We start from the raw sequence: 22,494 nt of genomic DNA on the forward strand, positions 1-22,494 counted from the left end.
CCCGCCATGAGCGACCGTCGTTTTCCTTTCTCCCGCGCGCTCGCATGCGCCCTTTCGTCCGCGCTCGCGGCCTGCTGCCTCGCCGTCCCGGCGTTCGCGTGGACCGGCGGCGACGATGCCGTGCTCGAGCGCAGCGTGACGGAGCTCGGGCTTTCCGACGAGTTGCATCCGAGCATCGACGCCTCGTACGCGGCCCTCATGGACGAGGACGGCGCCCTGTGGTTCGGGCGGGCGGCCGACGAGCGCGCCCAGATAGCCTCGCTCACGAAGATCATGACGGCCATCGTGGCCGCCGAGCATCTGGACGCCGGAGCCTCCGTAACCGTGACGCCGGAGGCGGCGGGCGTGGGCGAGTCGAGCGCAGGGCTTCTGGCCGGCGACGAGATGACGTTCGACGACGCGCTCAAGGCCGTGCTCACCGCTTCCGGCAACGACGCCGCGAGCGCCGTCGCCCAAGCGGCGGGTGCCGTCATTTTGGGCGAGAGGGGGCAAGGCGGCGACGCCTACGCCTGCGAGGCGGCGTTCGTGGAGGCCATGAACGCCAAGGCGGCCGAGCTCGGCATGGCCGGCACGTACTTCGCGAACCCCCACGGCCTGGACTTCGACGCGTTCGCGCAAGGGCAGTACAGCTGCGCCCGGGACGTGGCCGTCATGCTGCGGCACGCGATGGGCGTCGACCTCGTGCGCGCGAACATCGGGTACGAGCACGTGGGCATCGCGGTCCTTCGGGGCGGGGCGCCCGTGACCGTGGAGCTGGCGAACACGGACACGATGATCGAGGGCTACGCGGGAACGTGCGCCGCCAAGACGGGCTACACGCTGGCCGCCGGGCCCTGCGCGGCCACGGCCGTGAACCGGGGCGACGGGCACGAGTACTACGCCGTCGTGCTGGCCTCGTCGTCCAAACCGCAGCGCTTCGCCGATTCCGAAGCGCTCTACGACTGGGTCTACGCCTGCCGCGAAGAGGTGCGGGCCGTCGCCGCCCCCGAACCCGCCGCGCCGGCCGAGCCGGAGACCGCGACCTACCAGCTGCTGAACGCCCCGCGCTCCGTGCGCGCGACGATAGGCGGTGCGGAGGCGGCATGGCCCGTGATGGCCGAGGTGGCGCACGCCGACTGGACGAACCGCACCGTGACGGCCACGGTGGTCGGGGCGGAGCCTGCGGTGACGCTGCCGAAAGAGGGCGGGCGCGTCGAGCAGGAGGCGTCGTTCGACGTCGTGACGGGCGACGTGGCGGCCGGCGACGCGGTGGGGCGCCTGGCGTTTCGCCGCGACGGGGCCGTCGTATGGGAGGCCGACCTCGTGGCCGTCGAGGACGTGCCGGCGCCGACCTGGTGGGAAGCCGCCGGCATCGGCATGCAGCGGTTCTTCGGCGGTCTGTTCGGCATGCCCGCCGTCGCCGAAAGCGAGCTGGTGAACCTCGGGGCGCGGGAAGCGTCGTAGCGCGAAGGAGCCATCCGTCGCGCGACACGCGATCCTGGCTTTACAGCAGGTCGTCCGGATCGACGTCCACGGCCATGTTGACATCGCGCTCCGGCTTGCGGGCGCGGAAGAAGGGCAGCAGCACGCCCGAGAGGTCGCCCTCGAGCGGGCACTTCACCACCAGGTGCCAGCGGTACGTGCCGCGCAGCTTGGCCAGCACGCACGGCGTGGCCGGCAGCACGTCCCATCCTTCGCCCGCGAAGTCGCGCACATGGGCGGCCACGCCCTCGTAAAGCGCGCCCGCCGAGCGTCGCACCGCCTCCTCGTTCTTGCCCCACACCAGCACGTTGGCCATGCGCACGTAGGGCGGGTACCGGAGCATCCTGCGCTTGGGCAGCTCGTCGCGCAGGAAGAGCGCGCGGTCGTAGGCCGCCGCGGCGCGGATGGGCGCGGCGTCGGCCTCGTAGGTCTGCACGAGCACGCGCCCGGGCAGCTCCGCGCGGCCGGCGCGGCCGGCCACCTGCTCCACGAGCGCGAACGTGCGCTCGGAGGCGCGGTAGTCGGGCAGGCGCAGCATGGTGTCGGCGTTGATGACGCCCACGAGGGTCACGTCCTCGAAGTCCAAGCCCTTGGCTATCATCTGCGTGCCCAGCAGCACGGCGGCGTCGGCGGCGGCGAACTCCTCCAGCAGCCGCTGGTGCGCGCCCTTGCCGCCCGTGGTGTCCGCGTCCATGCGCACGATGGGAACCTGAGGCCCCACGCCCGGCGTGGAATCCAGCAGCACGCGCAGGTCGGCTTCGACGCGCTGCGTGCCCGCGCCGAACTTCTTCAGGTAGGGGCTGCCGCATTCGGGGCACACGGGCGGCGCCGCGATGCGGTGGCCGCAGTGGTGGCAGACGAGGAAGTTGCCCCGCTCGTGGAAGGTGAGCGAGGTCGAGCACGACGGACATTCCGGCACGAACCCGCACTCGCGGCAGAGCAGGAACTTCGCGAAGCCGCGCTGGTTGAGCAGCAGCACCGCCTTGCGCCCGGCCGAGAGCTCCTCGGCGAGCGCGCGGGAGAGCGCGCCCGAGAACATGGAGCGCGAACCGCCGCTGAACTCCACGGCCATGTCCACCACCTGCACGGCGGGCAGCGGCTTGCCGTTGGCGCGCTCGGGCAGCTCCACGTGATGCCACGAAGGGTCCTTCGCGCAGGCGTGCAGCGCCTCGATGGAGGGCGTGGCCGAGCCCAGCACCACGGCGGCGCCGGCGCGACGCGCCATCCACACGGCCACGTCGCGCGCATGGTAGCGCGGCGCGCTGTCCTGCTTGTAGGAGCCCTCGTGCTCCTCGTCGATGACGACGAGGCCCACGTTCGCCATCGGCGTGAACAGCGCGCTTCTGGCCCCCACCACCACGCGCGCCGCGCCCGAGCGGATGAAGTCCCACTGGTCGTAACGCTCGCCCGCGCTCATGCGAGAGTGCATGACCGCCACCGTGTCGCCGAAGCGCCCGCGGAAGCGCCCCACCGTCTGGGGCGTGAGCGATATCTCGGGCACGAGCACGCACGCCGTGCGCCCCGCGGCGAGCGCCTCCTCGATGGCCTGCAGGTACACCTCGGTCTTGCCCGACCCGGTGACGCCGTCCACGAGAACCACCTCGCCCGCCCCGCGCTCCCGCGCCGCGTTTATCGCGGCGAGTGCCGAAGCCTGCCCGGGCGTGAGCGGGGGCTTGGGGCTCGGGACGAACGATGCAGCGTCGGACGCGCCACCCGAGCCCGCAACGCCCTCGGCCATGCCCCGCATGCGGCGACGGTGCTCGATGCGCACGACCCCCTGCTTCTCGAGAGCCTTGAGCGGGGACGACACCGCGCCGAACTCGGCCGTCAGCTCGGCAACGCGCAGTTCGCCGCCGCGCAAAGCCTCCACGACGGACGCCTGCTTGACGGCGTTCTTGCGCGGCTCGAAGTCGGCGAACGCGGGTCCGGGCAGCACCCAGCGATCGTCCACCTCGCCCACCGTCGGCTCCTCCAAGCGCCAATAGCCCTCGCGCGAGCGAACCATGCGCGGCACGCCGCCCGGCGGCGTGAACAGCCGCACGCACGACGAGAGCGGCGCCAGGTAGCGCTCCGAGAGCCACTGAGCGCAGGCCGCCCCCTCCTCGTCGAAGTAGGAGCGGCTCACGGCACGCACGATCGGCTTGACCTTGGACGGGTCGAGCCCGGCGGGCGTCGAGCCCTCGTCGCAGTTCTCTACGGCCACGACGAAACCCACGGCCTGCCGATGTCCGAACGGCACGAGCACGGCGCAACCCACTTCGATGGGCAGGTCGCCGCCCGTATCTTCGGGAACGGCGTAGGTGTAGGGCGCGTCGAGAGCCTGCGTGGGTATGTCCAGAATGACGGATGCGAGTTTCATAAGGAACAGTATAGGTGTTTCATCTTGACCTCCACCAGCTTCCGACCGTGAAAACAAAATCGCCGAGCCCAAACGTAACGGCAACGCCCCAAAAAGGAGCTCGACGCTACACTGCCGCCGCTATCGCTTCGACCACGAATTGGTTGAGCGACTCGCCTTTCTCCACTGCTTTGAGGGCGGCACGCTCGTGCAGACTTGCGCCAATACGGATATTGAACGTACCTTTAAACGGCTTTTCAGGATCCTTTCCCTTTTCGGCGCAGAAAGCGAGGTAGTCGTCGACCGCCTCGTGAAACGAAGATGTGATCTCTCGAGCGTTTTCGCCTTCAAAGTAAATTCTGTCGCGAATCCCCAAAACCGTTCCGTGCAGATACCCGCCCTCAGCCTCGAAGGATACTGGCGCGGTGTAGCCTTTGTACGTCAGAGCACGTCCCACGTTCATTCCTTTCCCGCTTCCCTGAGAAACGATGCCAATTCCCGCACGGCTGCCGCTCGCAACTCATCACCTGGATGGGGTATATGCATTAGCATCATGCGGCCATCGCTCTCCCGATAAAATCGCACGCGAGAACCGGACGTTTTGCCTTTTTCGTCAAGGTCGAACCCGTACCACGCCATAACCCGCACGGCATCATCAAACCGAAACGTTCGAGGGCAGGCCATTAATTGCCGAGCAAGCTTTTCAACCCTCGTCATGATGATCCTCGCTTTGCAACTGTATTATAGTTGCAATATGAGCGCTCATCAAGCCCTCGACTCGTCAACATTAGCCGAAGACGCCCTCCGATCTTCCGGTGCAAAAGAGCCTTTCGCGCCGCGCTCGTAGGCGATGCGCGAGAATTCCTTCTCGGTCTCGGTCAGCCGGCCCCGAAGCGCAAGGCGGTTCAGCTCCGCCATGCGCTCTTCGATAAGCTCCTGTTTGCGCGTCTGCAAGGCGAAGTAGCTTTGGGCGAAGGCGATCTCCTCCTTGCGCGGATCGCCGTTTTGGGCAATGAGGTAGCAGGCATAGCGGGTGAGCTTGTAGTCCTTGGCTTCGCGCTCCGACCCGCTTCCGAGTCGAACCATTTTGCTGACGCCAGCAAAATGATGTTCACCTGCGGTTTTGCTGCTTTCTGCCGATATCATCGCCTTTTTCACCGCAGCTTCGAAGTTACGCCATTGCGCGTACCCCAGAAACCCCATGATGTCGCGCGCGTACCAGTACTCCACGCCGCTTTCCTCGTCGACGTGGGCCAGATCGTCCAGCGTCAACTTGCGCTCCTCGATGTCGAACCGCTCCATGCGAGTCCTCCCGTCCGCCCCTTTGCGCGCACGCGGCCACGGTCGCGCGAACGCGACGTGAGGGGCATGCTCCGTTTCCCTAGAGGATCTTGCGGACGTGGTGCGGGCGACGCGGAGACCGCCACCATCTACGGGCATCCTTTCAACGCTACCGAAGGCGGTAAGCGGGATGCATCCGCACTGGCTCTTTTCATTGGAACGCATCATATCATAAAACGAACGTGTGTTCCCTATAAATCTTGCATCCCTGCAAAAGAAAACCGCTCGCTGCATGATCGCAGCGAGCGGTTCCGTAACCTTTGTCGACTCAAAACGCCCCTACGCCAGCCCGCACGCGCGGCGCAGCTCGTCGGCCTTGTCGGTGCGCTCCCAGGTGAACTCGGGCAGCTCGCGGCCGAAGTGGCCGTAGGCGGCCGTCTTGCGGTAGATGGGGCGACGCAAATCCAGCTGGTCGATGATGGCGCCGGGGCGCAGGTCGAACACCTCGCCCACCGCGCGCTCGATGGCAGCCTCGTCAACCTTGTTCGTGCCGAACGTGTCGATCATCACCGACACGGGCCGGGCCATGCCGATGGCGTAGGCCAGCTGTATCTCGCAGCGCTCGGCCAGGCCGGCCGCCACGACGTTCTTCGCCACCCAGCGCGCGGCGTAGGCGCCCGAGCGGTCCACCTTCGTGCAGTCCTTGCCGGAGAACGCGCCGCCGCCGTGGCGGCCCATGCCTCCGTAGGAGTCCACGATGATCTTGCGGCCGGTGAGGCCCGCGTCGCCCATGGGCCCGCCGATGACGAAGCGGCCGGTGGGGTTCACGTGGATCTCGGCTCCGTCGGAAAGCGCGACGCCCTCGGCCTCCAGCACGGGCTCCACCACGTGCTCCACGATGTCGGCGTGCAGCTCGTCGTGCTCCACGCTCTCGGCGTGCTGCGTGGACACGACCACCTTCTCCACGCAGGTCGGACGGCCGTCCACGTAGCGCACGGACACCTGCGTCTTGCCGTCGGGGCGCAGGTACGCAAGCGTGCCGTCCTTGCGCACGGCGGCCAGGCGCTCGGCCATGCGGTGCGCCAGGTAGATGGGCATGGGCATGAGCGTGGGCGTCTCGTCGCAGGCGTAGCCGAACATCATGCCCTGGTCGCCCGCGCCGATGCGCTCGTAGGGGTCGTCGCCGGCCAGGCCGTGCTGGGCCTCCCAGCTCTCGTCCACGCCCTGGGCGATGTCGGGGCTCTGCTCGTGGATGGCGTTCAGCACGCCGCAGGTGTCGCAGTCGAAACCGAACTTCGCGCGGTTGTAGCCGATGTCGGACAGCACCTCGCGCACGATGCCGGGCACGTCGACGTAGGCTTGCGTGCGTATCTCGCCCGTGACCATGACCATGCCCGTGGTGGCCACCGTCTCGCAGGCGCAGCGCACCTGGGCGGGATCGGCCGGGCAGCCGTTCGGCGCCACGTAGCCCTGGGCGGCCAGCTCGGTCTCCTTGGCCAGGATGGCGTCGAGCACCGCATCGGATATCTGGTCGCACACCTTGTCGGGGTGACCCTCGGTGACGGACTCGGATGTGAACAGGTAGGTAGAACGATCTTCGGCCATGAGCTCCTCCTTCATCGTTGTAGGCCGGACCACCTTGGCGTATCCGCCAGGTTGGTGTCGGGATCACAGAGCCAACTCTCTCCCCCGACTCTTGATAAAGCAGAGAACCGCGCAAACAGCCGGAATCCCCGCGTAACCTTGCCGATGGTACCCCGAAAGACCCGCGCGCGCAATAGGGAGATCGCCATGCGCGCTCAACCTACGGGAACGGCGTCATGCGCACACGGAAACGGCGACGAAGAGCCGCGAGGCGAAGGCCCCTCCCAACGAGCATCGTCGCCCGAAACGGTCGTTTTCGAGCGCAGAACCGACCGTTTCGGGCGACGATGCTCGCGCTGGACACCGCCGCGTGGGAGCAAGGTTCCCCGTCGTCGCCGTTCGTGTGGCGATACGGCAACCTCGGCGGCGGGCGCGTGGCGGGCGTGGTACACTTTCTGGTCGAAAAGCATCCCCGCTTCGACCTGCGCAGGGCGCCGGAAAGCGGGGCGTCCCGAAAGGATCGCCATGCCAACCAACGCCGACTACACGCGCGAGTACTTCGACATCATGGAGTCCCTCGGAGGGGACGTCGAGGGCCGCCGCGCCGCCTACGATTACATGCAGGGCTCCACTGCCATCGTTCACCACAAGGTGGTCGCGTGCTCGTTCATCCCGCGCCTGTTCAACGCCGAAACCTACCGCGTGATGAAGGAGACGGCCGAAACCGCGCACCGCATCCTCGTCAAGGTCATCGCGCGCTATCTGGAAGACCCCGCGTACCGCCGCGCGTTCGACTTCGACCCGCGCCTCGAGGAGCTCATCCTGCTGCCGCGCGGCTACGACTCGCTGCTGCCGTTCGCGCGCGTGGACACGTTTTTGGACGAGGACGACTACCGCATGAAGTTCTGCGAGTTCAACGGCGACGGGTCGTCGGGCATGAACGAGAACCGCGAGATCACCCACTCCGTCGAGAACACGGCCACGTTCAAGGAGTTCGCAAGCCGCCACCGGGTTGAGGGCTGCGAGCTGTTCGAGTCGTGGGTGCGCACGTTCATGGACATCTACGCCACCTACGAGCGCCGGGTGGAGAACCCGCGCATCGCCATCTGCGACTATCTGGAAAACGGCGTGGTGGACGAGTTCCGCATCTACGCCGACCTGTTCAAGCGCGCCGGCGCCGACTGCGTCGTGGCCGACGTGCGCGACCTGCGCTTCGACGGCGAGGTCCTGCGCGACGCCGAAGGCGGCCGCGTCGACGCGATTTGGAGACGCTGCGTGACGAACGACGTCATCGACCACTGGGACGAGTCCCAGCAGCTCATCGACGCCGTGCGCGCCGAGAAGGTGGCCCTCATCGGCAGCTTCGCCGGCCATATCGTGCACGACAAGCAGCTGTTCGACGTGCTGTTCGACGAGCGCACGACCGCGTTTTTGGACGCCGACGAGATATCGTTCATCGAGGAGACCGTGCCCCTGACCGCCTTCCTGGACGACGAGCACGTGAACCTGCCGCAGATCCGCGAGAACCGCTGCGAGTGGATCATCAAGCCCACCGACCACTACGGGGCCGACGAGGTGTACGCGGGCGAGTCCGTGACGCAGGAGGAATGGGAGCGCCTTGTCGACCGCTTCGCGAACGGGCGCGCCGGCTACCCGTTCATCGTGCAGCGCTACATCCGCCCCTTCAAAACCGAGACGCTGCCGCCCGACGCGGGCATCGACCAGCTGCCGGACGGCGAGGTGCCGCGCGAGCCCAAGCCGTACAACAACCTGAACGGCCTGTACCTGTACGACGGCGAGTTCATGGGCGTGTTCAGCCGCCTGGGGCCCCTGCCCACCATCTCGAAGGACATGCAGGGCATGACCGCCGCGACCATCTGGGTGGACAGGGACTGAGGACGCGGGAGAGACGCATGCGCCGCGGCGGACCGGCGTGATCGGCCCGCCGCGGCTTCTCGATGGGGGAACAGATGAAACTTGCAGATCGCATCGTATCGATCGTGGCCACGATCGCGCTCTCGGTGACGTTCGTGGCAGCCGGCCTGGCCGCATGCTGCCTGCCGCAGACGACGCAGGCGCTCGCCGAGGCGTTTTCGGGCACCGAGGACACGGCCACGCCGTTCTCGCACGACCAGCTCGTGCGCGCCGCCGTGGCCACACGCGATTACACGGTGGGCTCGCATGACGGCGCGGCCGTCATGGGCGTGGTGGCCGCCGTCAACCGCGACGCGGGCACGCCCTACGCCGAGGCGGACGAGGAGTCGCTCGTCGCCGCGCCCGACGTGTACACGCTCGACGCCGAGGCGCTCTCGCATCTCGACGACGTGTACGGCGTGGTCTCCACCGCGTTCGTCGCCCTGGGCGTCATCGCGCTCGTCGCCGTCGCAGGCTGCGTGCTCGCAGGGATACGCGGAGGCGGACGGCGGCTGGGAGCGGTGCTGGCCGTGGCGGGTGCAGCCGTCGTCGTCGTGTTCGCGCTGCTGGCCGCCTGGGTGGTCGTGGACTTCAACGGCTTCTTCGCCGCCTTCCACTCGTTGTTCTTCGCGGACGGCTCGTGGACGTTCTCGTACGACTCGCTGCTCATCACCATGTACCCGCCCGCATTTTGGATGGGAATGGGTGCGGCGTGGCTTGCGGTGACGGGCGTGTTGTCTATACTGGCAATCGTTGCTGGCGGGTTTCTGAGGCGGTCTGGGCGGGGACGTTCCGTGCCCAAACGGTCCTGAGCTCGCGCAAACAGCCCTCTGGGCTGTTTGGCTCGTGCGGAATCTGCGCGCGGAACGTTCCCGCCCAGACCGCTCGCGCGAACATCGTTGTCGATATTCAACCTGGAGGATCACCGCAGCTATGACTGAAGAAGAGAAGAAAGTCCGCGTCCGCTTCGCCCCCTCGCCCACCGGGCGCCTGCATGTGGGCGGGGCCCGCACGGCCATCTACAACTGGGCGTTCGCCCGCGCGACGGGCGGCGACTTCATCCTGCGCATCGAGGACACCGACCCGGAGCGCTCCACCGAGGAGAACGTGCAGGTCATCCTCAACGCCATGAAGTGGCTGGAGCTCGACTGGGACGAAGGCCCCGAGGTGGGAGGCGCGGCCGGCCCCTACTTCCAGACCCAGCGCGCGGACACCTACGCCCAGGCGCTCGAGCTGATGAAGGAGCGCGGCAGCGTGTACCCCTGCTTCTGCACGAAGGACGAGCTGGACGCCAAGCGCGCCAAGGCCGAGGCCGAAGAGGGCGGCTACGCGGGCTACGACCGCACCTGCCGCGACCTCGACCCCGCCGAGGCGGCCGCGCGCATAGAGGCGGGCGAGCCCCACGTGTGGCGCCTGCGCGTGCCCGCCGAGCGCGGCGCCATCGAGTTCGACGACGCCGTGTACGGCCACGTGAGCTTCCCGGCCGAGGTGATGGACGACATGATCGTCGTGCGCACCGACGGGACCCCCACCTACAACTTCGCCGTGGTGTGCGACGACGCGAACATGGGCATCACCCACGTCATCCGCGGCGACGACCACCTGTCCAACACCCCGCGCCAGATCCTCATCTACGAGGCGCTCGGGTTCGACGTGCCCGTGTTCGCGCACCTGTCCATGATCCTGGGCCCCGACGGCAAGAAGCTGTCGAAGCGCCACGGCGCGGCATCGGTGGAGGAGTTCTGCGAGCGCGGCTACCTGCCCGACGCCATGGTGAACTTCCTGGCGCTTCTGGGCTGGTCGCTCGACGGCGAGACCACCATCATCGACCGCGAGACGCTGTGCGAGAACTTCAGCCTGGAGCGCGTGACGAAGAAGGACGCCGTGTTCGACGAGACGAAGCTCGACTGGATGAACGCCCAGTACATCAAGGACATGGGGCCGAACGCATGGGTGCGCTCGTCGCTTTTGTGGCTGGCGCAGGCGAACATCCTGGGCAGCGCTGTGGCCGCGGGGTCGCCGATCGATCCCGAAGCGCGCGAATCCGCCTTCGACGGCGCGGCCATCGAGTCCGCGCTGGCCGACGTGCAAGAGCGCGCGGTGTGGTACTGCGATCTGTACCCGCTCGTCTCCGAGCGCCTGACGCGCTTGGACGAGGTCGTGGACAAGCTGGCCTTCATGTTCTGGGGCAAGAACGTGCAGCTGGACGAGAAGAGCGTCAACAAGGTGCTGAAGAAGGAGGGCGCGCGCGCCGACGAGGCGCTGGCCGCCTGCCGCGGCGTGCTGGCCGACGAGGGCACGGCCTGGGAGGCCGAGGCTTTGCAGGAGGCGTGCCGCGCCGAGGGCGAGCGCCTGGAGATCAAGCCGAAGCTGCTGTTCCAGCCGCTGCGCGTGGCCGTGTGCGGCAACATGGTGTCGCCGCCGCTGTTCGAGAGCATCGAGCTTCTGCCCCGCGAGGACGTGCTCGCGCGCATCGACCAGGTGACGAGCGAGGTGTTCGGTGGCTGAGAACCCTCCTGTCATCCTGAGCGTAGGCGACGAAGTCGCCGGAGTCGAAGGATCCCCCGCGGCGGTAGCCAAAGATCCTTCGACTCCGCTTCGCTCCGCTCAGGATGACAACAAGGGCGCCTCCGAGCGCCCGCAGCGCATCGTGGTGCTGCGGGACTTCTGCATGCGCGCGCACGGCGCCGACTGCGAGCGGTGCGCGCTGGCCTGCCCGCACGGCGCCATATCGTTTTCGGAAGACGGCGTCCCCGCCATCGACGCCGACGCCTGTACGCGCTGCGACATCTGCCTGGGCGTGTGCGACGCGTTCTCGTCGACGCGCGTCACGATGGCCGACCTGCACGCCCGCATCCGCCGCATCGCCCTGCGCGGCGAGAGCGTGGTGCTCACCTGCAAGGAGAACGTGTTCCCCGGCTTGGAGCCGGCGGCGAACGTCGTGGTGCTGCCGTGCCTGGCGTGCCTGTCGCCCGAGTTCTGGACGCTCGTTTTGGCCGAGAACATCGAGGTGAGCATAGCGGCCGACCTCTCCTATTGCGCCGACTGCGAGCGCGCGGGCGAGATGGGCGAGCTTCTGTACGCCCACGCCGTGGAGACCGCCGAGGCGTGGAGCGGGCGTTCCGTGGGCTTCAGCGACGTCATCCCCGAGAAGGAGAGCCTGGTCAAGGACTTGGCGAACCCGGTGGGCGTCGATCGCCGCAGCGCGTTCACGAACCTGGTGGGCGATGTGGGCGACATAGCCTCCGGCAAGCGCCGCCTGCGCAACTCCGAGGTGCTGCAGGAGTTCTACGAACGCCGCGAGCGCTCCCGGGCGCTGGCGCGCCTGAACCTGGGCAACGGCACCGAGTTCAACGACTTCGTGCCCGAGGGCCGCACGAAGAAGACCATGTGGCCGAAGCGGCAGATGCTGCTGGAGGCGCTCGACCGCGACCCGGACATCGCCGCGCGCGTGCCGCTCGTGGTGTCGGAGACCGACTGCGACCTCTGCACGAACGCGCTGGCCTGCGCCGCGGCCTGCCCCACGGGCGCCCGTCGGCCCGATCCCGCCGACGGTACGCTCGCCTACGACGCGCGCTACTGCATAGGCTGCGGCCTGTGCGCAGACGCATGCCCGGAAGGGGCCGTCGAGCTGGTTGAGACCACGGCGGAAGCGCTGTTGGACGCAGGGGACGGCGAAGCGGAGGCGTAAGCCGGCTCGCGCCTCGGGCCGCCTCGCGGCGGGGCGGACGGTTTCCCGCTTGCGAGCCGTCCGCCCCGCAAGCCCGCCTGTAGTCTCTGTGCGGTCGGAAAGCGACGGCGAGCGGCTGTGGTACTATGGAGGCGACCGCTACAGGCAAGGAGCTTTCCATGACCGATTCCGAGAACCAGAATCCCAGCGACGCGTCCGTGCCCGACTCCGACGGATCGTCGGGAACCGCCGCGCCTACGCCTCCTCCTTCCCCCTACGAGCGGCCTCCGCTGCCCGGCTCCGAACCCCCGACCGCGCCCTACGGCACCTCCTATCCGCCCCAGCAAGCGCCTTACGGGCAGGCATACCCGCCCCAGCCCGCGCAGCCGCCCTACGGGCAGCCGGCCTACCCGGCCCAGCAGCCCCCGCAACCCTGTTCGCAGCAAAGCCCTTACGCGCAAGGAGGCCCCATGCCGGGCGGCCAGGCGCCGTTCTGCGACGCAGGGCAGCAGCCTCCGTACCCGCCCTACGGCACCGGCCAGCAGCCCCCCGTTCCGCCCTACCCGATGCAGCCTCCGTACCCTTCGGCCCCTCAGCCGCCGGAGAAGAAGAAAGTGTGGCCCTGGGTGCTTTCCGGGTGCCTGGTCCTCATCCTTTTGCTGGGCATCGGCGGTTGCGTGAGCTGCACGGCCTGCGCCGTCATCTCCGACGTCGCGAGCGACCGGTACGGCTACGGCGACCGGTACGGCTACGGCGACCGGTACGACTACCCGTACGGCTACGATTACGACGATTCCTCCGACAGCGGGACAACCGGCCTGTTCACGCTCTCCGACATCGAGGAGGCGTTCGGCGGCGATCCGGGCAAGGTCGAGGACGGGCGCTGCACGCCCGGCGTGTTCGAAGTCGGCGTCGGCAAGGACGTCGAACCGGGCCGCTACTACTTCGAAGGCAGCCAAGACCAGGAGGCCAACTTCTACGTGTTCGACGGCGAAGACGACGGCTCGTACAGCCTGGACAAGGCGGTCGTGTATTTCGGAAACTACTTCGCCGACTTGGAGGAGGGCGACGTCGTCGCGTTCGACGCGGCCGGCGACCTGCGCTTCTACCCGATGTCCAACGCCGACTTCAAACCGGCCGGACCCACGTACGCCAGCGGCCTGTACCGCGTGGGCACGGACATTCCCGCCGGCACGTACACCGTGACGGTCAACGACGACGCAGCCGGCGCGGCTGAGCAGGACTGCGCGGCGTTCGTCATGAAGGACCTCGACTTCGACGACGATTCCATCACCGACACGAAGTACGTGGCACGCGGCGGATCGCAGACCGTCACCGTGAAGGACGGCGACTACCTGGAACTGTACGCCACCACGGCATCCCCGGCGACCGGGGAGAGCGCCTCGTAGCGCGCGTCCCGTCGAATCCCGAGCGCCCCGTCCGCCGGGACGCTCGCCTTGTGAAACCACCTTGCGCCCGCGCCCGCCGCAGGCACCGCAACTTCGGAAAGGAACGGCCATGCTCCCCGACAACCCCACCCGCGACCAGATAGAGGCCGTGTTCGCAAACGACCGGTTCGCCACCCAGGCGGCCGGCTGCCGCATCGTGTCGGGCGAGCGGGGGCGCGCCGTGTGCGAGATGGAACTGGCCGACGTTCACCGCAACGCCATGGAGAACGTCATGGGCGGCGCCATCTTCACGCTGGCCGATTTCGCGTTGGCCATATGCTGCAACATCGGCGAGGAGCCCACGGTTTCGGTCGACTCGAACATCAGCTTCTTCCGCACCACGAAGGGCACGAAGCTCACCGCCACGGCCGTCTGCGACAAGCCGGGCCGCCATCTGGGCTTCTACACCGTCGCCGTCACGGACGACCTGGGCAAGAACATCGCCCGCATGACCGCCACCTGCTACCGGTAGCGCGCCGGAGCGGCGGGGCTCACAGCTCGATCTCCGTCTTGAAGGCCACCACGGCCTGTCCGACGATCTGCACGAGAACGGGATCCCCGCGTTCTGTCTTCACCCTAACCCGCATGCCGCCGGCGCGCCCGACGGCCTCGCCCTGCACGATGGAAAACAACAGCTCGCCGCCCGACTCCAGCGCCCGGCACACGCCGTAATGCACCAAGTAGGCCCCCAGCGGCCCGTTGGCGTTGCCCGTAACCGGATCTTCGGGAATGCCGATAGCCGGCGCGAACATGCGCCCGTGAACCAACACGTTCTCTCCGGGGTTCAACGTGAAGACGTAGTATCCGTTGCATCCCACCTCGGCGCTTATGGCGGAAAGCGCTGCCAGATTCGGCCTGATGCCGTGCAGTTGGCGGTTCGACTTTATCCCCACCATGACCTTGGAGTGCCCCGCCGAAGCGATGGCAACCGGACAGTCCTCCCTGATGCCGTCCGCTTCCAAGCCCAAGGCGTTCGCGATCCTCCCTGTGGTGCGCCGGTCGAGCGGCGGGCTCACTTCCGGAGCGCCCTGCGTCATGACGATGGAAAAGTCGCCGTCTTCGCGCACGATGTCGACGGGCAGCAGGCCCGCCTTCGTCTTCTGAACCACCCGGCCCAAGGTAGCTTCTCCCCTGATCGCCCGCACATAATGCGCGGCGATGGTGGCGTGGCCGCACAACGGCACCTCGGTCGTCGGCGTGAAGAACCTCACCTCCACATCGTATTCCGGCGACGAGGACGAGAGCGCGAACGCGGTTTCGGAATTGTTCAACTCGCGCGCGATGCGTTGCATCTGATCCTCCGTCAAGCCGTCGGCGAGGGGCACGACCCCTGCCGGGTTTCCGAAGAACGGGCTCCGTGTGAACGAATCGACTTGGTATATTTCGTATGTTCCCATTGAGGCGGCTCCCGTCGGATCGTTCCTACTCCGTCGCGCGTCGGCCTTCCACCAGGTTGATGATCTCCTGTTGGGAGTGCGCGTCCAGCTTCGCGTAGATGTGCTTCACGTGCGTCTTCACCGTGTTCGGCGATATGACCAGCTCCTGGGCGATGAAGGGCGCACTGCGCCCGCGGGCGAGCATCTTCAGTATCTCGGTCTCGCGCCCGGTGAGCCCTCCCTCGCATGCCAAGGCGTCGCAGTTCCGTTCGATGAACGCGGCCGGACCCTCGCGCCCGTCCTCCGCATCGGGAGCAACCGCCGTCACCGGCGCGGGCGCTCCGTCGCCCGCGCCGGTGACGGCGTCCTCGAAACTGAAGCGCCGCAAGCCCACAAGGGCATAGGCCACGAGGGCGAACGCGAACCCCACGGCCACCACGTCGGGCACGAGCGGGTTCACGACGGAAAGCGAGCTCGCGCACACCCCCACCACCAGGCCGCCCAGCACGCCGCCGGCCACGGAGAGGCGCCCTCCCACTGTCAAGGAGAGGGCCTGCGCGGGCCGACGGGCGCCGCACGAGGCCAGCACGATCCACGTCAGCATGGCGAAGCACTCCGAACCCGCCGCCAAGAGCGTGTTCGACACGTGCACGAGGGCCACCCGCTCGCCGCCGGACGTCTGGGCCACGAACGGAACCACCAGAAGCCCCGCCAGCACGAGCAGGAGCCCGAAGTGGAACACGACGTCCGTGCGGCTCCTCGCGAAGCGCGAAGCCGCGATCACGGCCAGCATGGCGGCAGCCACCGCCACGTAGCTCACGCCCGCGCTCTCGCGCGTGCCGAACACGACGAAGGCCGTGTAGCCGCACACCAGGCCGAGCGCGAACAACACTGCGAACAGCACCGGAGCGCGCGGCCCGAGCGTACGCGCCTCCTCGTCCGGCCGGCCGGCAGCGGCGGCTCGCCGCTCGGCGAAGAACGAGAGCGCCGCCCGGCCGGGCTTCCACGCGCACGCGAGCGCCGCCAAGAACGTGACGACGTAAAGCGAGAGCAGCGCGAGGCGGGCCGGGCGAACGGATTCGAGCAACGGCATCGCGACGGAGGCGGCCGCGTAGACGGCGGCGAACGCCGCGAGCACCGGAGCAAGCCCCTTGGAAGGCTCGAGACGCGCGAGCGCCAAACCCACGAGGACCGCGGCCCACGCCGTGCCCAGGGACGCCAGCAGCCATCCCGCGAGCGAGGCCGGCGTCGACTCGGCCGCGTACCCCAAGCCTATCAGGCAGGAGCCCGCCGCGAACGAGCCCAGGCCGATCCACGATGCCGAAGGGCGGTCCAGAACGGCGGGGCTTCTCCTCGCGAGCGCGAGCAGAAGGGCATACGCCACCGCGGCGGCCAGCATGGCGGCGAAGCCCGCGTACGAGGGGTACGAGCCCGCGGAGGGCCCCACGAACAGGTTGAGCGCGAGCGAGTTGAACGCGAGCGCGGCCAGCGCGACGCAGCACCGCAGCGGGAAGCCGCCGAACGCCTTCGCCATCGCGTCGCCCCTTTCGCTCCTCGCCGTCACGTTGCGGGCATCCGCAAACGCCCGATCGCCATTATAGGCAAAGCAAACCCGACGCAGCTGGCGCATCCGATAAGTACATCGCGTTTCCGCCAGGAACGCCCCGCTCGTCTGGACATGCGGGCGGGAAGCCGCAGGCTCCCGGGCGGCAGCGGGAAGCCCAACCGTCGAAGTCTCCGGTTCGGTTCAGCCCGGATGCGGGAGTGCGGGGCGCAGGAGCGTCGCGCCCCTAGGCGTAGCCGTACGGCTTTCGCAGGCCCACCAGGAAGGCCGCCGTCAACACAAGCGCGCACGCCTCTGCCACGATGATGGCGCTCCACACGCCGTCGATCCCCCAGGCCAGCGGCAGCAGCATGACCGTGGACGTTTCGAACACCAGCGTGCGCATGAACGAGATGAGCGCCGACACCTTGCCGTTGTTGAGCGCGGTGAAGAACGCCGAGCCGTATATGTTGAACCCGCACACCAGAAACGACACCGCGTAGATGCGGAACCCGTGCAGCGTCATGGCGGAGAGCTCCGGATCGTAGCCCACGAACACGCCCACGAGCGGCGCGGCGAGCAGCTGGGAGGCTGCGAGCATGGCGGCGCCCGCGCCGCCCACCAATATCATGCTCTTGCGGAAAAGCCCCTTGAGCTCGTCTTTGTGCTGCGCGCCGAAGTGGAAGCTCACGATAGGGCCCGTTCCCATGGAGAAGCCGAAGAACACGGCCACGAAGATGAAGTTCACGTACATGATGACACCGTAGGCGGCCACGCCGTCCGCGCCCACCAGCATCATGAGCTGGTAGTTGTACAGCATGCTCACCACCGACGCCGCCACTTCGGTCATGAGCTCCGAAGAGCCGTTCACGCACGCGGCGCCGAGCGCACGGAAGTCCGCGAGAGGACGCGTGAAGCGCAGGCGGCTCGTCTTGCTGCGGGCGAAGAACGCGGCCGCCGCCACGGCCGCGAGCGCCTGGCCCGCCGCCGTCGCCACCGCGGCTCCGGCGATGCCCCAACCCATCACCGCAATGAACAAGTAGTCCAGCACTATGTTCGTCACGCCCGCCGCCACCGTCACCACAAGGCCCATCTGCGGCTTCTCGGCCGCGATGAAGAAGCTCAGGAACACGTTCTGCACGATGAACAGCGGCAGCGCCACCACGAGGATGCGGCCGTACAGAAGGCCCTGGTCCATGAGCGAGCCCTGCGCGCCCAGCACGGCGAGCAGCGGTTCCAGAACGGCCACGCCCGCAACGGCCAGAACCGCGCCCGCCGCCACGGCCGCCAAGGCGATGAAGCTGAACAGACGGTTCGCCCGCACGGCGTCGCCCTCGCCCATCGTCTTCGCCACGAGGGCGGCGCCACCCGTGCCCAGCATGAAGCCCACCGACCCCAGGCCCATGGCCAGCGGGAACACCAGGTTCACGGCCGCGAGCGCCTCCTTGCCCGCGAAGTTCGACACGAACAGGCCGTCCACCACGCTGTAGATGGACGTGAATATCATCATGGCTATGGAGGGCAGCGCGAAGCGCACGAGCCGCCCGTAGCCGAAGTGGTCCGAAAGCTTGATGGCCGTCATGCGCGCGCTCCGTCCGGGTACGGCAGGGCCTCCACCCGCGTGCGCAGGCGGTCCAGGTACGCGCGCGACAGCCGAAGCAGCTCCTCGCATTCCTGCGGCGCCAAATCGGAGAACGCGGCCTCCTCAGCTGCGACGAGCGGCCGGATGCGCTCCGCCACGAGAGCGCGTCCTTCCGGGGTCAGGTACAGGTGGGTGCCCCGGCCATGCTCGACCCGCAACTCCACGATTCCCGCGCGCTCCAGCTTGTGAACCGAGGTGTTGACGGTTTGCTTCGACATGCCCGCCGCCGCGCACACGTCTTTCTGCAGGCACCCGTCGCCCAAGGCGTCGAGGGCGTACAGGATGTCGAGCGCGCTGTCCGACAGGCCCATCCTCGCAGCCGCGTTATGGTACAGCTCGTTGCAGAGCCTGAACAGGTTGTTGTACTCGCGGTTGGCGCGCGCCGTCCGAGCCTCCATGGGCCTGGCCCTCCGTTCCTCTTCAAGTCCGATTTCGTACTCGGGAAGTATAAGTCCGATATCGGACTTGTAAAGGGAGCTTCACGAAGCATACACGAACTGCAGGCAACGGAGGAAGATGCCCGTTTCGCAAGAACGAGCAACCATCGGAAAGCGCTTCGGCGCCTTCGCGGCGCCTTACGCCTGCCGAGACTCCGCGCGGGCGAAGAACGCGGCCGCGTTGCCGAAGAACACCTTGTCGGCGACGTCGCGGCCGAACTGGCGTGCGAGCAGCGCGTGCAGGTCGCCTATGCGGTCGCACGGGTCGAGCCAGCTGGGCACGTCGCAGCCGTCGTAGTCGCTGCCGAGCGCGGGCACGTCCTCCCCCGCCACCTCCAGCACGTGGTCCACATGGCGCAGCACGTCGTCGGTCGTGGGATCGGCATGCGTCTCGGACAGGAAGTCGCGGCAGAAGTTCAAACCCGCGACGCCGCCCCGGTCGGCCAGTTCGCGCAGCTGCCAATCGGCCAGGTTGCGCGGATGGCCGCACACGGCGCGCGCGTTGGAGTGGGAGGCGGCGAACGGCCGCGCGGCCGCGTCGCACACGTCCTTGAAGCCCGCAACGTTGAGATGCGACACGTCCACCACGATGCCGCGCCGCTCCAATTCGCGTACGGACGCGCGGCCGAACGCCGTCAGGCCCTCGTCCGTGTCGTTGCCGCTGCCGAGCGCGTTCGGGCCGTTCCACGTGAGCGTGACCATGCGCACGCCCGCCTGGGCCAGCGCGTCGAGGCGGGCTTCGGCGGTGCCGTCGCCAACCAGGAACGACGCGCCCTCGACGGTGAGCAGGCCCGCCGTCTTACCCGCGGCGTGCGCCGCATCGACGTCCGCCATACGGCGCACGGGAGCCAAACGGTCCGCGCATCGCCCGAGCTCGCGCTCCCATACCGTCCGCACGCGCTCGAACAGCCCCCAAGCCGCGTCGCCGCGCACCTTGTCGGGAACGAACACCGCGAAACACTGGCACCAACCGTACTCCGCCGTGCGGACGAGCGAGATGTGGGCGTCGTTGTCCGCAAGCGCGTCCATGCGGCCGGCCGGAACGTCCGCGTCGTGCTCCGCGAACCCGCCGGGCACCGACGCGTCCCCGTGGAACGCCAGTCGATCGAGCGTGTCGCAGTGCAGGTCGAACACCCGCAAACGCCCCGAGGATCCGCCGTCTGCCGCATCGCCGGCCTCTCGCGCAAGCGCGCCTGCGTCCCACAGGCGGACCGCCTCCTCGGCAGCCGCGTCCTCCAACGTCACGAACAGGCCCATAGCAGCATCCTTTCTCGATTCCGGCACCCCCAGTATATCCAAACGCCCGCCGCGGCGGGCGCACATGGTAAACTCGTCTCATTGGAACAGAGAAAGGGAAGCGGCGGAAAGCGAACCGGGAGAAGGCCATGGCCCAAGCGCTCGTACCAGACATCGTCATCGGCGCGGCGGACGACAGGTTCGCCGACCGCTACCAGGACGCCTCCCGCGCCGTCATCGTCGATGCCGGCGGACTGCTCACGATGATCACCACGCCGCAGTACGGCGAGTTCGGCTTTCCCGGCGGACGCAAGAACCCCGGCGAGGGCGATGTCGAGGCGCTCGTGCGCGAGGTGCTGGAGGAAACCGGCTACCGCGTGGTCGAGAAGTCGATCAAGAAGCTCTGCACGGTCGAGGTCGTACGGCAGCACGAGAGGTTCGGGGAAGTCAACTTGCACCAGATGAACCGCTTTTTCCTCTGCGAGGCCCGCAAAGAGGCCGGCCAGCGCTTGGACGACCGCGAGGCGGCCCACGGCATCGACGTGGCGACGGTGTCCCTCGACGAAGCGGCGCGCCGCAACGAGCTCGTGCTCGAGGAAGGATACCGTTTCTGGGTCGATCGCGACCTGCGCGTGCTGCGCGCGCTGCAAGGGCTCAGACCCTAGCCCCTCGCCAAACGCGGCCCGCGCTCCAATCCTGCCAGCACCTCGTCGAGGGGAAGCACGCGAGCGTAACGGCCGTTCCAGATGCAATCCTCGAAATACGCCGTCAGATCGCCGCCTTTCGCAAACGCGGAGTCGAACGTCGTCACGGCGCCCTTCGGCACCATCGCCTCGTAGCCCAGCTCGAAGGCCACCTTCACCGACACGTCGAAGCAGAACTCAGTCTGCATGCCGCACATGACCAGCGAGCGCGCCCCGATGCGCCGCAGATGGTCGTGCAGCTCCGTCTGGCGAAACGCGCTGTTGAAGCGCTTTTCGAACACGCGCTCGCCCTCGAGGGGAGCAAGCTCGGCGCAGATCTGCCAGCCGTCCGTCCCCGCCTCCAGCTCGTCGCCGGCCCCGCCGTCGTGGCGCACATACAGAACGGGCACGCCGGCCGCTCGGGCGGCGCGCACGAGCCTCCCGACGGAAGCGACCGTTTCGACCTCGTTGCAGGGATGCCGACCGACCAGCGCGGTCTGCATGTCGATGACGATCAGCGCGTCGAAACCCATGTTCGCACCTTCTCCTTGCGTCCGGGCGGCCGTCGATCCGACGCAAGCGTCAATCCTGGCGGCCGCGAGCTTTCGCGATAGCTCAGTATACCCGCAAGCCCTTTCCATCCGCGCGTCGACGGCTGCGAACACAAAGCGTCCAAGCGAACCCGCGAGGCCGACCGATCGAGCGGGAGTCGGCCCGCACGCCCCTCCCGACCGAGCGCGGGCGATACAACGACTCGCGGTCATGCCGGCCCGGGCGCAAGTTCGGTTGAGGCCACCCCATCGGATCGCCGCCGGACAATACGAGGAACAAGCCAACGCCGGCAGAGCGCGGACAGACGATCCGCCGTCAATCCAGAATCGACATGCACCGCCGCACGCCGCCTTCCCAATCGGACGGCTTGCGATCAGGCGAGATAGGGGCCTGGCCGATGGCCGAGGGGGGCTTCCGAGCCGCCGGCGAGGTTTTCGCGGGACGGACCGACCTGGGCTATGCCGATTCTGGCTTAACAGCGGACAGGCGGAATTGTGGCACGAATTCCGAGTTGAGGGAATCGATCCAACCGAAGAAAAACCACGACCCGGGGTTATGCCTTCAAAACCCGGCGAGCAAAGCCTGCAGCAACCGAAATCATTCCCTGAACTCGGTTTTTATGCCAAAAAACAGGGATGCGCCGCCGAACTGGCGCAAACGCAACACCGCTTTCGACGTCCGCAAGTCAAGCTCCTTAAGATGCGATTAGCCCCAATGCGTTGAAAGGAGCCGAGAACGGCGACCCAAGCCGAGCAAGGGCCCTTTCACGCGCAAGGAAGCGGGCGGGGCCGGCGACAGTCGGGCCCGCCTTGGCTTGGAGCCCCGCGCGCAGGCTCCTCCTATCGCCGCGGCAGCTCGCGCAGGCTCTCGCCCGCCATGCGGTACACGGTCCAGTCTTCCATAGGCTCGGCGCCCATGGCCAGGTAGAAGTCAATGCTCGGCTGGTTCCAGTCGAGGCACGACCATTCCAGCCTGCCGCACCCGCGCTCGTTGGCGATGAGCCCCAGCTCCTTCAGCAGCGCCTTGCCCAGGCCGCGCCCGCGAAACTCCGGCTTCACGAACAGATCTTCCAAATAGAGGCCCGCCTTGCCCAAAAACGTCGAGAAGTTGTGGAAGAACAGGGCGAACCCCGCTTCCTTGCCGTCGGCCAGAACGAACAGCACCTCGGCCTTGCCCTTGTCGAAGATCCACTCCTCCAAAAGCGCCTCGGTCGCCGTGACCTCGTCGGCCATATGCTCGTACTCCGCAAGCCCTTCGATGAACTCCAAGATGAGCGTCTCGTCGCCGCGCTCCGCGCGCCTGAACGTCGTCTCCATTGCCTATCCGCCT

The 22,494-nt window shown here is 67.8% G+C and carries 20 protein-coding genes and 1 riboswitch; of the genes, 8 read left to right on the forward strand and 12 right to left on the reverse strand.

The window, feature by feature from the left end:
- The first annotated feature begins 6 nt into the window (after window positions 1-6).
- Window positions 7-1,443 carry a D-alanyl-D-alanine carboxypeptidase family protein gene (locus C1878_RS12055; RefSeq protein WP_147272941.1) on the forward strand — a complete coding sequence of 479 codons (1,437 nt, stop codon included), beginning with the start codon at window positions 7-9 and terminating at the stop codon, window positions 1,441-1,443.
- Window positions 1,444-1,483: 40 nt separating this feature from the next.
- Here C1878_RS12055 and priA read toward each other — a convergent pair whose 3' ends face one another.
- The 5 genes from priA to metK form a co-directional block, all read right to left on the reverse strand.
- Window positions 1,484-3,820 carry a primosomal protein N' gene (gene priA, locus C1878_RS12060; protein ID WP_114601876.1) on the reverse strand — a complete coding sequence of 779 codons (2,337 nt, stop codon included), beginning with the start codon at window positions 3,818-3,820 and terminating at the stop codon, window positions 1,484-1,486.
- Window positions 3,821-3,926: 106 nt separating this feature from the next.
- Window positions 3,927-4,256 carry a type II toxin-antitoxin system HicB family antitoxin gene (locus C1878_RS12065; protein ID WP_199519343.1) on the reverse strand — a complete coding sequence of 110 codons (330 nt, stop codon included), beginning with the start codon at window positions 4,254-4,256 and terminating at the stop codon, window positions 3,927-3,929.
- A 2-nt stretch (window positions 4,257-4,258) separates the two neighbouring features.
- Window positions 4,259-4,516: a type II toxin-antitoxin system HicA family toxin gene (locus C1878_RS12070; RefSeq protein ID WP_114601878.1), complete on the reverse strand. Its 258-nt coding sequence runs from the start codon at window positions 4,514-4,516 to the stop codon at window positions 4,259-4,261.
- 48 nt (window positions 4,517-4,564) lie between these two features.
- Window positions 4,565-5,101, reverse strand: coding sequence for a BRO family protein (locus tag C1878_RS12075; RefSeq protein ID WP_114601879.1), 537 nt, complete (start codon window positions 5,099-5,101; stop codon window positions 4,565-4,567).
- A 318-nt stretch (window positions 5,102-5,419) separates the two neighbouring features.
- Window positions 5,420-6,685 (reverse strand): methionine adenosyltransferase, encoded by a 1,266-nt coding sequence (gene metK, locus C1878_RS12080; protein WP_114601958.1) that lies wholly within the window; start codon window positions 6,683-6,685, stop codon window positions 5,420-5,422.
- 8 nt (window positions 6,686-6,693) lie between these two features.
- A riboswitch (SAM riboswitch) is annotated at window positions 6,694-6,786 on the reverse strand.
- A gap of 403 nt (window positions 6,787-7,189) precedes the next feature.
- Between metK and C1878_RS12085 the strand changes: the two genes are divergently transcribed.
- From C1878_RS12085 to C1878_RS12110, 6 genes are all read left to right on the forward strand, one after another.
- Window positions 7,190-8,560 (forward strand): SDR family oxidoreductase, encoded by a 1,371-nt coding sequence (locus C1878_RS12085; RefSeq protein ID WP_114601880.1) that lies wholly within the window; start codon window positions 7,190-7,192, stop codon window positions 8,558-8,560.
- Between the two features lie 74 nt (window positions 8,561-8,634).
- The gene (locus C1878_RS12090) at window positions 8,635-9,390 is read left to right on the forward strand and encodes a DUF1461 domain-containing protein (RefSeq protein WP_114601881.1); all 756 of its coding nucleotides are present in this window, start codon (window positions 8,635-8,637) and stop codon (window positions 9,388-9,390) included.
- Window positions 9,391-9,511: 121 nt separating this feature from the next.
- Window positions 9,512-11,086 carry a glutamate--tRNA ligase gene (gene gltX, locus C1878_RS12095; RefSeq protein ID WP_114601882.1) on the forward strand — a complete coding sequence of 525 codons (1,575 nt, stop codon included), beginning with the start codon at window positions 9,512-9,514 and terminating at the stop codon, window positions 11,084-11,086.
- Complete coding sequence (locus tag C1878_RS12100; protein ID WP_241963726.1) at window positions 11,079-12,269, forward strand: 4Fe-4S dicluster domain-containing protein; 1,191 nt, start codon at window positions 11,079-11,081, stop codon at window positions 12,267-12,269. Before gltX ends, C1878_RS12100 begins: the two co-directional genes overlap by 8 nt.
- Before the next feature lie 158 nt (window positions 12,270-12,427).
- On the forward strand, window positions 12,428-13,657 hold the full coding sequence (locus C1878_RS12105) for a hypothetical protein (RefSeq protein ID WP_114601883.1): 1,230 nt from the start codon (window positions 12,428-12,430) through the stop codon (window positions 13,655-13,657).
- A 109-nt stretch (window positions 13,658-13,766) separates the two neighbouring features.
- On the forward strand, window positions 13,767-14,168 hold the full coding sequence (locus C1878_RS12110) for a PaaI family thioesterase (protein WP_114601884.1): 402 nt from the start codon (window positions 13,767-13,769) through the stop codon (window positions 14,166-14,168).
- A gap of 19 nt (window positions 14,169-14,187) precedes the next feature.
- Here the strand turns inward: C1878_RS12110 and C1878_RS12115 are convergent, their stop codons facing one another.
- From C1878_RS12115 to C1878_RS12135, 5 genes are all read right to left on the reverse strand, one after another.
- The gene (locus C1878_RS12115) at window positions 14,188-15,093 is read right to left on the reverse strand and encodes a PhzF family isomerase (RefSeq protein WP_114601885.1); all 906 of its coding nucleotides are present in this window, start codon (window positions 15,091-15,093) and stop codon (window positions 14,188-14,190) included.
- 25 nt (window positions 15,094-15,118) lie between these two features.
- A complete protein-coding gene (locus tag C1878_RS12120) occupies window positions 15,119-16,606 on the reverse strand; it encodes a helix-turn-helix transcriptional regulator (RefSeq protein ID WP_158539805.1) in 1,488 nt (495 codons plus the stop codon).
- 256 nt (window positions 16,607-16,862) lie between these two features.
- A complete protein-coding gene (locus C1878_RS12125; protein WP_114601887.1) occupies window positions 16,863-18,197 on the reverse strand; it encodes an MATE family efflux transporter in 1,335 nt (444 codons plus the stop codon).
- Window positions 18,194-18,655 carry a MarR family winged helix-turn-helix transcriptional regulator gene (locus C1878_RS12130; RefSeq protein ID WP_114601888.1) on the reverse strand — a complete coding sequence of 154 codons (462 nt, stop codon included), beginning with the start codon at window positions 18,653-18,655 and terminating at the stop codon, window positions 18,194-18,196. Before C1878_RS12130 ends, C1878_RS12125 begins: the two co-directional genes overlap by 4 nt.
- A 177-nt stretch (window positions 18,656-18,832) precedes the next feature.
- Window positions 18,833-19,951, reverse strand: a complete 1,119-nt coding sequence (locus tag C1878_RS12135; protein WP_114601889.1) for a dipeptidase — start codon at window positions 19,949-19,951, stop codon at window positions 18,833-18,835.
- Window positions 19,952-20,079: 128 nt separating this feature from the next.
- Between C1878_RS12135 and C1878_RS12140 the strand changes: the two genes are divergently transcribed.
- The gene (locus C1878_RS12140; RefSeq protein ID WP_114601890.1) at window positions 20,080-20,595 is read left to right on the forward strand and encodes an NUDIX hydrolase; all 516 of its coding nucleotides are present in this window, start codon (window positions 20,080-20,082) and stop codon (window positions 20,593-20,595) included.
- Here the strand turns inward: C1878_RS12140 and C1878_RS12145 are convergent.
- Entirely contained in the window at window positions 20,592-21,146 is a 555-nt protein-coding gene (locus C1878_RS12145) for a cysteine hydrolase family protein (RefSeq protein ID WP_114601891.1), read from the reverse strand. The genes C1878_RS12140 and C1878_RS12145 overlap by 4 nt on opposite strands.
- Before the next feature lie 858 nt (window positions 21,147-22,004).
- Window positions 22,005-22,481 (reverse strand): GNAT family N-acetyltransferase, encoded by a 477-nt coding sequence (locus C1878_RS12150; protein ID WP_114601892.1) that lies wholly within the window; start codon window positions 22,479-22,481, stop codon window positions 22,005-22,007.
- Between the last annotated feature and the right edge of the window lie 13 nt (window positions 22,482-22,494).

This window comes from Gordonibacter sp. 28C, assembly GCF_003339845.1.
In the GTDB taxonomy this organism is placed as follows: Bacteria; Actinomycetota; Coriobacteriia; order Coriobacteriales; family Eggerthellaceae; genus Gordonibacter.